The following is a 12,710-nucleotide window of genomic DNA, read 5'->3' as shown; positions in this document are numbered from 1 at the left end:
CGCAAACGCCAGGAAGCATTAAAACGTGCCCGTGAAGCTGCACGTGTAAGAGCCAGATCGGATAGTTTGAAACAAGCAGAGGCGGAACAGCACCGGCAGGATTCTATTGCAGAAGCCAAAAAAGCAGCAGAAGCCAGGGCCGCCAAACTGGCCCAAATCAAACGCCGGCAGGACAGCATTCAAAAAGTAAAAGAAGCAAACAAAATACGCAGTCAGCAGGAGGCAGAGCAACGACGTAAAGAAGAAGCAGCAAAAAGAAGGCAAGAGGCCGAAGAGCAGGCCAGAAAGCTTGCACAGCAGAAGGCCAGAAATCAGGGAAAACAGGTAAAGGAAACCGATTTACCAGAAGGGACGTTGGAAGAACTGGAAAATATGGCCAAAAACAATAAACTGTCTGACTCAGAACGTCAAAAGGCCATAAAAGCATATAAAAACAAACTTTCTGAAGTATTTACCAAACACAAAACCGTCAAAGAAATTGAAAAACCGCATAAGACCCTGACTAAAATATATATTAATGAAAATGGTGTGGTTACGGTTTATATAAAAGTTAAACACGATTGGGGAGGTGTTTATTACTTCATTGAGGATGAAGATTTAAATTACGGAAATATTAGTAAATCATATTTTTTGACGGAAACTTCAAAAGATTAGAACATAAAAAAACTGCTGATTCAACATGGAATCAGCAGTTTTTTTTCAAGATTACTTTTATAATTTCTTAGCAACATCAATAGCTTTTTCATAATCGGGTTCTTCCCCAATTTCACTAACATATTCAACATATTGAACAATGTCATCCTTGTCGACTATAACTACACCTCTGGCAAGCAGCCTTAATTCATCGATTAAAAAGCCATATTTCGAACCAAACTCCAGATCCTTATGGTCGGACAGGGTAATAACCTGATCGATGCCCTCTGCACCGCAAAATCGCTTCTGAGCAAATGGCAAATCGTTCGATACCGATAGAATTACAGTATTATCAAGTTCTGATGCTTTTTGATTGAATACCCTGTTTTGTGTAGCACACACAGGTGTATCAATTGATGGGAATACAGAAATGATCCGTGTTTTACCCTTATAATCGCTCAACTTTTCAGGTTTCAGGTCATTATTGATTACAGTAAAGTCAGGGGCTTTTTCGCCGACTTTTATTTCTTTTCCAACCAGTGTTACCGGGTTACCACCAAAAGTAACTTTTACATCGTTTTTATTCATTGCTAATTTGTTTTAGAGTTAATTAATTATTTATGGGTTCTTACACTTAGAAAAGAGATTTGTTCTTATAAAAGCAAAAAAAACCGGCCCATGTAAATGAGCCGGCAGCCAATCAATGTTGTAATCAATTGTTAATTATTCTGTATATTCTTACTTCCTCCATTATCATCCGAGGTATTTACCTCGTTATCAGCTTTCTTTATTTTGAATTCGATTTTCTGATCCTTTTTGCTGAAGACAGCTTTAATGGTATCGCCCACACTGATATCCGATTTTAAAATCAGTTCAGCCATCTCATCTTCCAGGTATTTCTGAATAGCACGTTTTAAAGGACGAGCTCCGTATTGTGTATCAAAACCTTTGTCGGCAATAAACTCTTTGGCTGGTGCCGAAAGCTCAAGTTTATAACCCAATTCATCGGTGCGCTGATACAAACCTTTGAGTTCAATATCAATAATTTTATGGATAGCCGCTTTATCCAAAGCATTAAACATTACCACGTCATCGAGTCTATTAATGAATTCCGGGGCAAATGCATTTTTCAGGGCTTTCTGAATGATACTTTTGGCACGATCATCAGCACTGCTTACATTGGCAGAGGTGGCAAAACCTACGCCTTGTCCGAATTCTCTCAATTCACGCGATCCAATATTGGAGGTCATAATAATGATGGTATTGCGAAAGTCTACCCGTCGACCAAAACTATCGGTCAAACGACCTTCGTCAAGAACCTGCAGTAAAATATGGAACACATCAGGGTGTGCCTTTTCAATTTCATCAAGCAATACCACTGAATAAGGCTTACGACGTACTTTTTCAGTCAATTGTCCGCCTTCTTCATAACCCACATATCCTGGAGGCGCTCCAACGAGCCGCGATACAGCAAATTTTTCCATATATTCGCTCATATCTACCCGCAGCAAGGCATCCTGAGAATCAAACAAATATTCAGCCAGCACTTTTGCCAACTGTGTTTTACCCACACCTGTAGGACCCAGAAAAATAAACGTACCAATTGGTTTATTCGGATCTTTAAGACCGGCACGGTTGCGTTGAATTGCTTTCACTATTTTGCCAATGGCCTGCTTCTGACCAATCACGTTTTCGCGTATTTCTTCACCCATTTTAAGCAGGCGGTTACCTTCGGTTTGTGCAATACGTTGGACGGGTACACCTGTCATCATGGCAATAACCTCTGCCACATTTTCTTCTGTAACAGTTTCACGGTGTTTAATCAACTCCTGTTCCCAGTTTTCTTTCTCTTTTTCGAGCTCGTCGTTTTTCTTGCGTTCTGTATCGCGCAATGCAGCAGCTTGCTCGAAATTTTGTTCGTGTACCTTTTTTATTTTGTCGTCGTGAATTTTTTCAATTTCTTTTTCAAGTTCCAAAATACGATCCGGTACATTGATATTGGAAATGTGCACACGCGAACCACTTTCATCAAGTGCATCAATGGCTTTATCAGGTAAATAGCGATCGCTTATATACCGCATGGATAATTTAATACACGCATCAAGGGCTTCTTCCGTATAATTCACATTGTGGTGTTCTTCGTAACGATCTTTAATGCGGTGCAAAATCTCCATGGTTTCTTCCTGCGAAGTGGCCTCAACCATTACTTTCTGGAAACGGCGTTCCAGGGCACCATCTTTTTCAATGTGCTGCCGGTATTCGTCAAGGGTAGTGGCGCCAATACATTGTATTTCGCCACGCGCAAGTGCTGGTTTAAGCATATTGGCCGCATCAAGTGACCCGGTGGCACCACCGGCACCCACAATGGTATGTATCTCGTCGATAAACAAGATGATGTTATCGTTTTTCGATAACTCGTTGAGTATGGCCTTAATACGCTCCTCGAATTGTCCACGGTATTTGGTGCCGGCTACGATGGAGGCCAAATCCAGGGTCATGATGCGTTTGTCGAACAATACGCGCGAAACCTGCCGTTTTACTATGCGGCTGGCCATACCTTCTACGATGGCCGATTTTCCCACACCAGGTTCACCAATCAGTACCGGGTTGTTTTTCTTGCGACGACTAAGAATTTGTGCAAGTCGCTCAATTTCAGTCTCCCGCCCAACAATAGGGTCGAGCCGTTTCTCTTCAGCGGCTTTAGTAAGATCTACACCAAAATTATCAAGTACAGGTGTATCAGAGTCTGATTTGGTTGTAGAAGATTGAAAATCGCCCGGTTCATCCATTTCTTCGTCGCCGTAACCGGAGTCACTGCGTGCCTGTGGACTATATTTTAAATAATTTTCTTTAAACCTGTCGTAATCTACTTCCATTTCCCTCAATGTCATAGCTGTTATTGAATTTTCTTCTTTTAAAATTGCCAACATAAGATGCTGTGTGTCAACCTTTTCACTCTCAAGCGATCTAGCTTCGAGATGTATAAGTTTTAAAACACGTTCTGCCGGTCTAAGTAAGGGCAAATTATTTTTTTTAGCAATATCGGTCACTTTGTCTTGCCTGATTTGCTCTTCAATGGTTTGTCGTAATTCAAACAGTTTTATTCCCATTGAGATAAGCACATCAACTGCGGGCCCTTCGCCTTCGCGTAGAATACCTAAGAAAAGATGCTCCACGCTAATGGATTCATTTCCAAGGCGTATTGCTTCTTCCCGGCTGTATGATAAAACTTCATGTAATCTTTCTGAATATTGTGCATTCATAAGCGCTTTGCTTTAACTTTTGAATATGTAAATTTAACATTCTTGTTTCAAAAAACAGACCATTATTTATGAACATCTAACTGTTGATAAAGTTCGGTCTAAAACAATAGGATATACCACCATTATTTGTATTTTTGAATGCTAATTTTCAAAATGTAAAATGAATGGCTGAAGGAGAGAAAATTCAAAAGATTAACATCGAAGAAGAGATGAAATCTGCCTACATTGATTATTCAATGTCGGTTATTGTAGCCCGGGCCTTACCGGATGTAAGAGATGGTTTAAAACCGGTACACCGCAGGGTGCTGTTTGGTATGCATGAACTGGGTGTAACTTATAACAAATCTTATAAAAAATCGGCACGTATTGTGGGAGAGGTGCTCGGTAAATATCACCCGCACGGTGATTCTTCCGTTTATCTCACGATGGTCAGGATGGCTCAGCCCTGGTCCATGCGTTACAAGCTGGTAGATGGCCAGGGTAACTTTGGGTCGGTCGATGGTGACAGTCCGGCAGCACTACGTTATACTGAAGCGCGTTTACAACGTATTTCAGATCTCACCCTTGCTGACATCGATAAAAATACGGTCGATTTTCAATATAACTTCGATGATACCCTGAAGGAACCAACCGTGCTGCCTACAAGGCTGCCAACGCTATTGGTCAATGGTACATCAGGTATCGCCGTGGGAATGGCCACCAATATTCCGCCACACAACCTCTCCAATGTAATAGATGCTTGTATAGCTTACATTGATGATACCGAAGTTGAAATGGAAACGCTCATTGAGCATGTAAAAGCACCGGATTTTCCAACCGGAGGTACCATCTATGGATATTCAGGGGTTAAGGAGGCTTACCGGACCGGTAAAGGCCGTGTAGTTATGAGAGCTAAATCTGAAATAGAGACTGATAATTCCGGTAAGGAACGTATCATTGTAACAGAAATCCCATACATGGTCAACAAAGCCGAAATGATTATAAAAACGGCTGAGTTGATAAATGATAAAAAACTCGAAGGTGTTGCCAACATCAATGATGAGTCGGATCGCAATGGTATGCGCATTGTTTATGATATAAAACGTGATGCCATTGCCAACGTTGTACTTAATAAACTTTATAAATATACGCAATTACAATCGTCATTCAGTGTAAACAGTATTGCACTCGTTAAAGGAAGGCCCAAACTGCTTAATCTTAAAGAGATTATTCACGAGTTTATAGAACACCGGCACGAGGTGGTAACACGTCGTACGCAATATGAACTCGATCAGGCCGAAAAACGTGCTCATATTCTCGAAGGTTTGATTGTGGCAAGCGATAATATCGATGAAGTAATAAAACTCATAAAAAGCTCATCCAACAGGGAAGAAGCACGCAATCGCCTGATGGAACGTTTTGAACTGTCAGATGCACAGGCACGTGCCATCGTTGATATGCGTCTTGGTCAGTTGACCGGACTTGAGCAGGACAAACTCAGAGATGAGTATAATGAGCTTCTGGAAAAAATTGAATGGTATAAAAAAGTGCTTGCCGACAGAGAAATAAGAATGGGTATTGTAAAGGACGAGTTGGTTGAAGTAAAAGAGCAATACGGTGATGAACGACGTACAGAAATTGTAATGAATGCAGAGGAATTCAACCCGGAAGATTTTTATGCCGATGAAGATGTGGTAATAACCATTTCTCATATGGGTTATATCAAACGGACAGCCCTAACAGAGTTTAAGACGCAGGGTAGAGGCGGAACAGGAGCCCGGGGTTCGTCTACGCGTGATGCCGATTTTGTAGAACACATGTATGTAGCTTCCATGCACAATACCATGTTATTCTTCACTGAAAAAGGTAAATGTTTCTGGTTGAAGGTTTATGAAATACCTGAGGGTACACGTACTTCTAAAGGAAGAGCCATGCAAAATATGCTTAACATAGAACCCGATGACCGGGTTAAAGCATATATTCATATTCAGGACCTCAAGGATGAAGAATATATTAAATCACATTACATTATTCTCGCTACTAAAAAAGGTGTGGTTAAAAAGACCTTACTGGAAGCATATTCACGACCACGCACCAATGGAATTGTAGCAGTAAATATCAGAGAAGGCGATGAATTGCTTGAGGCTAAGCTGACCAACGGAGCGCACGATATACTTATGGGTGTAAAATCCGGAAAAGCTATACGCTTCCCTGAAAAAAACGTACGAACTGTTGGACGAAATGCCGCAGGTGTACGTGGCATCTCAATTTCTGGCGACGATGAAGTGATTGGCATGATTACTGTTGAAAATGAATCGGAAGATATACTTGTAGTCTCTGAAAAAGGCTATGGTAAACGTTCTTTAATTCAGGATTATCGCATCATCAGAAGAGGTGGTAAAGGTGTTAAAACCATGAATGTCACTGAAAAAACAGGTAATTTAATCGCCCTTAAAGGCGTTACCAATCAGGATGATATCATGATTATTACGAGAAAAGGACTGACCATTCGTCTATCGGTCGAAAAAATGCGCCTATTGGGAAGAGCCACACAGGGTGTTCGGTTGATTAATCTGAAAAAAGATGATCATATTGCAGCTATTGCATATGCAGAAAGCAATGGTGACGAGGAGATAGAAGATGTGCAAATAGAAGATGAGAATAATACAGAAGAACAATAAAATATTTGTTAATAATATAAAATCGCATATTTTTGAACTGTACAAAAAAAGATACCAACATGAAAAAAATCGTTTTAATCGTTTTATTGATAAGTGGGTTTACTTATGTTCAGGCACAGCGGTCAAACGTGGTGAGTGCGTTTAATTACGCCAAGCCAAAGTATAATGAACTCGAAAAGGCTATGAAAGCCATTGACGAAGCTAAAGATCATTCAAAAACCAGGGATGATGCTAAAACATGGTATTACCGTGGAATGATTTATCAAAAGATTTTTCAGGACACAGCTTTTTCGCATTTACATGAAGCACCATTGGTAGTCGCCATGAAATCATTCGAAAAATCCCTTGAACTTGATGATCGTGGAAGGTACGAAGAGGATGTACTGAACCTTTTCAATATTGCTTTGCAACAAGCATTAAATCAGGGTATAAGGCAAATAAGAGCCGAACAACCCGAAAAGGCACTCAATACTTTAAACCAGTTGATCAATGCTGCCAGGCTGGAAAAAACTTTCAATATAGAAGATATTGATAAGGGAATTTATTTTTACGCTGGTATAGCGGCGCAGCAAACAGGAAAAATTAAGAAAGCCAATGAAATGTTCAGCAAAAGTATTGAAATGGGGCATGAGATCCCAAGATGTTATTTACTGATTGCACAAAACTACAAAGAACAAAATGATACAGTGCAATACGTGGAAACCTTGCAGGAAGGCCTTGAAAAATCCGAAGACAATAAAAACATCATGCTTTTGCTTGTAGATTATTACAACAAAGCCGGGAAACTCAAAGAAGCCCTGAAATATATGAAAAAGGCCATTAAGGCTGATCCGGAAAATGTAACACTTTACTTTGCAATGGGTAATGTCTACAGTGAAATGGGGCAGCCGGAGAAAGCACAGGAAGCATACGATAGAGCCATGAAAATTGACCCGGACAATGTGGATGTAATGTATAACATGGCCAGGCTATTCTTTAACAAAGCAGCAGAGTTGCGTAATGAAGCCAATAATTTACCGTTGGAAAAAGAGGAAGAATATAAGCAACTGCTTAAAGACGCAGAAAAAGAGTTTATGCGGGCTGCCAGATACTTTGAACGCGCACATGAACTTGCACCTAAAGATCAGCAGGTTTTAAAAAATCTCAAAACCATTTACATGCAGCTACGCGGTAAGGAAGGTTACGCCGAGAAACTGGAAGAAGTGAAGAAAAAACTAGAAGAACAGAAATAATACCTAAGGGAGAAGGTTATGGCTTTCTCCCTTCTTTTGATATAATCTATTTAACATAATATAAATTATAGGACAATATGCTTTTTGGATTTTTACAATAGAAATGTTAGATTCGCGGCCGCAAAACATTCTAAATTATGGATTTAAATATCATTAAAAAGCATCCGATGGAAATATCGGAAAACTATATACCTCAACAAACAAGATTCTGGGCCAAATTTAAACAACAACATGGTTGGAATATTCAGGCATTTCATTTAAAAATGACTGAATCTGATAATGTAATAACTTATGCAGACATTTTGGTTTTAAACAAAAAAATAGCCTCTGACACCTATATGGCCTACGTGCCCTACATACCCTTCGAAGTACCGGAAAACTTTCATTATGGCGACGTATTGGAGCAAATAACTGAAAGCATCAAATCATATTTGCCTTCAAATTGTCTTTTTCTAAGATTTGATGTATCATGGGAAACGCCCTGGATTTATGAACCAGAACGCTTCGATGAAAATGACAATTGGCTCGGGAATCCGGCACCCCATATCCGGGAATTGCGTATGAATTTTGGGACACGGAATCATTCCCTGCGCAAAGCCGGAACCGATGTTCTGCCAAGTAATACCGTATTTATTGACCTCACAAAAAATTCTGAAAGTATATTACGAAACATGAAATCGAAAACCCGGTATAACGTAAGGCTATCGGGCCGTAAAGGCGTGACTGTGCGGAGAGCCGATAAAACAGACCTTCCTACCTGGTATCGCATTTACCGCGAAACAACTTTACGTAACCATATACATTACGATGAATATCAGTTCTTTGAAACGATGTGGGAATCGCAAGAAGCAGACCCCGAAACCCGGCTTGAGTTACTTATAGCCGAAAAAGATCACGAACCCCTGGCAGGTATGATACTTTCTATGAATAATGGACGTGCAACCTACCTTTACGGCGCTTCTTCCTCAAAAAAACGCCATTTAATGGGACCTTACAAACTTCAATGGGAAGCCATGATCACAGCTCAGCAACAGGGCTGTCAAACCTACGATATGTTTGGCGTCTCACCCACGGCAGATCCCACGCATCCAATGTATGGCCTCTACAGATTTAAAAAAGGATTTGGTGGAGACCTTTTTCATAGGCAGGGCTGCTGGGACTATGTTTTTAACGAAACCGAATATCAAGTATTCCGTACAGAAGAACAGCAAATGCAAGGATATCACAATTAACAAAGGTTAGTTTACAGGGTTTGCCTGATAACTTTGTCAATTTTATTTTTTAATCGTTCCTGCACTGCATCCTCACTACCTATTCCATCAATCACCCGTAGCAGATGCTTTTTATCGTAAAACTCTTTTGCTTTTAATGTACGCTGTTCATATTCCTCCAGTCTGGAAATAATGGTCTCAATTTGCATGTCATAAGGCCGCCGACGCTCGGTTTTACTCCTATCTACCAATCGTTTTACTGCTTCTGTGGCGGTTATTTTCAATTCGAATACAGATGTAACAGTAGAACCCATCTTATGTAACATACCATCCAAAATATAGGCCTGAACCATAGTGCGCGGAAAACCCTTAAAAATAAAACCATTGGCCTTATGATTTTCTTCCATCTTACGCTCAATAAGTTTAATGGCAAATTCATCAGGTACAATAGCCCCTTTCTCCATATAAGGTTTGGCCAGTTTACCAATATCGGTATTATCCTTGATTTCCTGACGCAAAATTTTACCCGTAGAAATATAATGTAAATTGTATTGTTCAGCAATCCTTCTGGCCTGAGTACCTTTACCAGCACCTGGATAACCAAAAAGTATTATGTTAACCCAACGATCTTCTAACGACTTTTTGATCGCATCGTCAAGCCGTTGGAAAACATCCTCTACTGTACCAAGTCCTTCTATACCATAATAAACGTGTTTATCTTTGTAAAACGAAGCTACAGGTATAGTTTTCTGGTCATATTCCCGCAAACGATTCTGAATAACCTCCTCGTTATCATCCTTGCGACCCGAAACCTTACTTCGCTCACGTAGACGTTTTACAAGCTGTTCCTTGGGAACCTCAAGACTCAACATACAAGTCAGACTGCTATTCATTTTAAACAACATACCCTCCAGAATATAAGCCTGTACAATAGTACGGGGGAATCCGTCGAACAGAAAACCATTGGCATATGGATTTCTTTTAATCTTTTGTTCAATGATTTGAACTATAATCTCATCTGATGCCAGACCACCTTTTTCAATCACCGATTTAGCCTTTAAACCAAGTTCGGTGCCTTCAGCAATCTCTTCCCGCAGTATATCTCCTGTTGATATATACGTTAAATTATATTTTTCAATAAGCATTTTAGACTGAGTACCTTTACCAGCACCCGGAGGACCAAATAGAGCTATGTTTAGCATAAACGTTATTTTTAATTATTCAACACCTATTTTTAAAACATTATACAATTTACCAATATTAATAGTTTACTGTTGTAAACACTGCTTAATAAGTCCAATACCTGAATAGATAAAACCTGTATACAATTGTAACAAGTCAGCCCCGGCATCTAATTTAATCCGGGCCTGTTCTCCATTAATAATTCCACCAGAACCAATCACCGGAAAACTACTTCCCAGTTCTTTTTTAATCATCGATATTATCTGTGTAGACCTATTCGCAATCGGCAGGCCACTTAAACCGCCATTTCCGCACTGTTTAACTTGCGATGCACTGCTGATCAATCCGCTACGTGCAATACTTGTATTTGTGGCTATAATACCATCGATACCCTTATCATTTACAAGTTGTAATGTATCCATAAGCTGATGATCATTCAAATCTGGTGAAACCTTTAGCAGTACCGGTTTGGTTATTTCCATTTTACTTCTTTCCTGCATAATAGCACTCAAAATAATATCCAATTCTTTATGGTCCTGCAATTTATCTAAATCACTGATATTGGGACAACTTACATTAATTACCAGGTAATCGACCACGTTATACAAACCCTTAAATACCGTTAAGTAATCTTCCATGGCATTTTCATTCGGAGTAGCTGTATTTTTACCCAAATTGCCACCAATTATATATTCCTGGGGTCTGTCTCTTAATCTGTTGTGTATCACACTCAACCCTTGATTATTAAATCCCATGCGATTAATCAGCGCCTGATCTTTGGGTAAGCGGAATAATCTGGGTCGCGGATTTCCGGGTTGACCTTTGGGCGTAACAGTGCCTATTTCGGCAAAACCAAATCCCAAAGCCTTCCAAATTGGAATCAATTCAGCATTTTTATCCAACCCTGCAGCTACACCTACCCGGTTTGGGAAGGTTAGCCCCATCAGTTTTACTGGTTCATGGAGGGGTTTTATAACAGATTCCAGTAAATTGGTTGCATATGGAGTCGATTGCAATATTTTAAGCGCCTGGAAGGTTAACTTGTGTGCCGTTTCCGGTGTAAATTGGAATAATAAAGGACGAATAATAGATTTATACATTTGTAAACAGTATGACTTTAGGGCAAAAATAAGAATTATTTCGTGTTTTTGCTATGCAATACTTCAAATGTATCATCTTCATAAACCAAAATGATTTGTTTAACTGCTGTGTTTTGCTTTTTATCAGGGGTTTTCGGTGTGTTATCATGATCTGTAGCGTTAAAATTTTTGACATGATAGGGCGCCGCATCTTCGCTCTCGACTGTATTAAATAGGTTAGGTTCAGACTTTTTATCAGGGTTTGCGGATGTATGGCTCTTTTGGTTATCTGTTTGTTTAAACATGGGTAATTGGCCGTTTAGAATCCATTCCACATTATATTGCGGAAACTGATAGATGAGTTTTTGGATAAATCCTATACTGGGTTTATTACGTCCACTGTAAATATGTGATAAACCGGAACGCTGAATACCCAGTTTTTCGGCAAATTGACTTGCTGTGTAGCCTTCTTTTTCCTGTATTTGTTTGATCCTATTAATTAGTGACATTTGTAAACAGTATTAATGTTACTTTTGTATCGTTGTGGTTATTACAAATGTAATTATTAATTTTTGATCTTTCATCCGTTTATTTTAATTTTTTATGGTCGGATAGCCTGCCCCGCAGAAGGCGGAGGAGCTCGCCATGATATATGAAATGTACATCGTACGCTATTTTTGGCTTCATTATAATCATGCGGGTGCCTCGTTCTGCTAAAGCTATAGTGTTTCACCTGCGGCAAGCCTATGGCGACCGAAGGGAAGCGAAAGCGCAGTGTGTTCCGCCAACCAGCAGAATCTTGTTTGAATTTCGGCGAATCATGGGGGTTTTATTACTTTTTAGCGGTCTAATTTTTGGCATATACTTAAGTTTCAATGAAATTCGTAACACATTGATATATAGTTTTATAAAAGCAATAATCCTGCTTTTTTTATTCTGTTTTTGTCATTTTGTCATTAATTATTTCAATTACCTTAAAGTATATTTATATAAATAGTTGTTATTATATTGGATTATAGTTAATTACAGGAAAGTTAAGGTATGTTAACTTAGTTGTTTTTATGTGTTTTACTCCTCTTTTTACTTCTTTTTTTGATATCTTTGAAAGTACTTTGACCCGAATGCTGAAGGATTACATTGTGCGTGTTGAATGATGTCTTATTGGTGATCTTTGGTAGATCATGCTGAGGCCCCCATCCTGTTTGTTGTCGTTACAAGTTAAATTATTTGCGGGTTAATTATAAAGTGCTGTATTTGATGTGCAGTAGTGGCTTTGTTTTACTTTTTTTAATTAGGCCATTTACCATAGCTAATTTCCTTCTCGTTAACCCAACTTGAAAACACAAACGCATAAATAACTTCCATTGAGTGCATTATGATTTTGTTTTTTACAATTGGGGGACTACTTTTGTTTTTCTAACATATGGGCGGTGTTTAAAATTATGGCTGT

8 protein-coding genes and 1 pseudogene are annotated in these 12,710 nt (G+C 39.3%); 4 read left to right on the top strand and 5 right to left on the bottom strand.

The genetic code is table 11. From position 1 onward, the window contains the following. A pseudogene (locus ACTB0Y_RS10635) lies at positions 1-654 on the top strand (hypothetical protein); the annotation flags it as partial. Positions 655-711: 57 nt separating this feature from the next. Here the strand turns inward: ACTB0Y_RS10635 and tpx are convergent. After that, positions 712-1,221, bottom strand: a complete 510-nt coding sequence (gene tpx / locus ACTB0Y_RS10630; protein ID WP_463206800.1) for a thiol peroxidase — start codon at positions 1,219-1,221, stop codon at positions 712-714. Positions 1,222-1,352: 131 nt separating this feature from the next. Then, positions 1,353-3,896 carry an ATP-dependent Clp protease ATP-binding subunit gene (locus tag ACTB0Y_RS10625; protein ID WP_463206799.1) on the bottom strand — a complete coding sequence of 848 codons (2,544 nt, stop codon included), beginning with the start codon at positions 3,894-3,896 and terminating at the stop codon, positions 1,353-1,355. Positions 3,897-4,060: 164 nt separating this feature from the next. Between ACTB0Y_RS10625 and gyrA the strand changes: the two genes are divergently transcribed. From gyrA to ACTB0Y_RS10610, 3 genes are all read left to right on the top strand, one after another. Continuing rightward, positions 4,061-6,556, top strand: a complete 2,496-nt coding sequence (gene gyrA / locus ACTB0Y_RS10620; protein ID WP_463206798.1) for a DNA gyrase subunit A — start codon at positions 4,061-4,063, stop codon at positions 6,554-6,556. Between the two features lie 59 nt (positions 6,557-6,615). Further along, positions 6,616-7,788: a tetratricopeptide repeat protein gene (locus ACTB0Y_RS10615; RefSeq protein ID WP_463206797.1), complete on the top strand. Its 1,173-nt coding sequence runs from the start codon at positions 6,616-6,618 to the stop codon at positions 7,786-7,788. A 137-nt stretch (positions 7,789-7,925) separates the two neighbouring features. Beyond that, positions 7,926-9,020, top strand: coding sequence for a lipid II:glycine glycyltransferase FemX (locus ACTB0Y_RS10610; RefSeq protein ID WP_463206796.1), 1,095 nt, complete (start codon positions 7,926-7,928; stop codon positions 9,018-9,020). 11 nt (positions 9,021-9,031) lie between these two features. Here the strand turns inward: ACTB0Y_RS10610 and ACTB0Y_RS10605 are convergent, their stop codons facing one another. The 3 genes from ACTB0Y_RS10605 to ACTB0Y_RS10595 all read right to left on the bottom strand — a co-directional run bounded on the left by ACTB0Y_RS10605 (position 9,032) and on the right by ACTB0Y_RS10595 (position 11,769). Then, the gene (locus tag ACTB0Y_RS10605) at positions 9,032-10,201 is read right to left on the bottom strand and encodes an adenylate kinase (protein ID WP_463206795.1); all 1,170 of its coding nucleotides are present in this window, start codon (positions 10,199-10,201) and stop codon (positions 9,032-9,034) included. 66 nt (positions 10,202-10,267) lie between these two features. After that, positions 10,268-11,281, bottom strand: a complete 1,014-nt coding sequence (locus ACTB0Y_RS10600; protein ID WP_463206794.1) for a quinone-dependent dihydroorotate dehydrogenase — start codon at positions 11,279-11,281, stop codon at positions 10,268-10,270. 35 nt (positions 11,282-11,316) lie between these two features. Next, positions 11,317-11,769, bottom strand: a complete 453-nt coding sequence (locus ACTB0Y_RS10595; protein WP_463206793.1) for a helix-turn-helix transcriptional regulator — start codon at positions 11,767-11,769, stop codon at positions 11,317-11,319. Positions 11,770-12,710: the final 941 nt, after the last annotated feature.

The sequence above is a fragment of the Salinivirga sp. genome (assembly GCF_055145285.1).
This window is presented reverse-complemented; position numbering and strand designations above follow the sequence as displayed.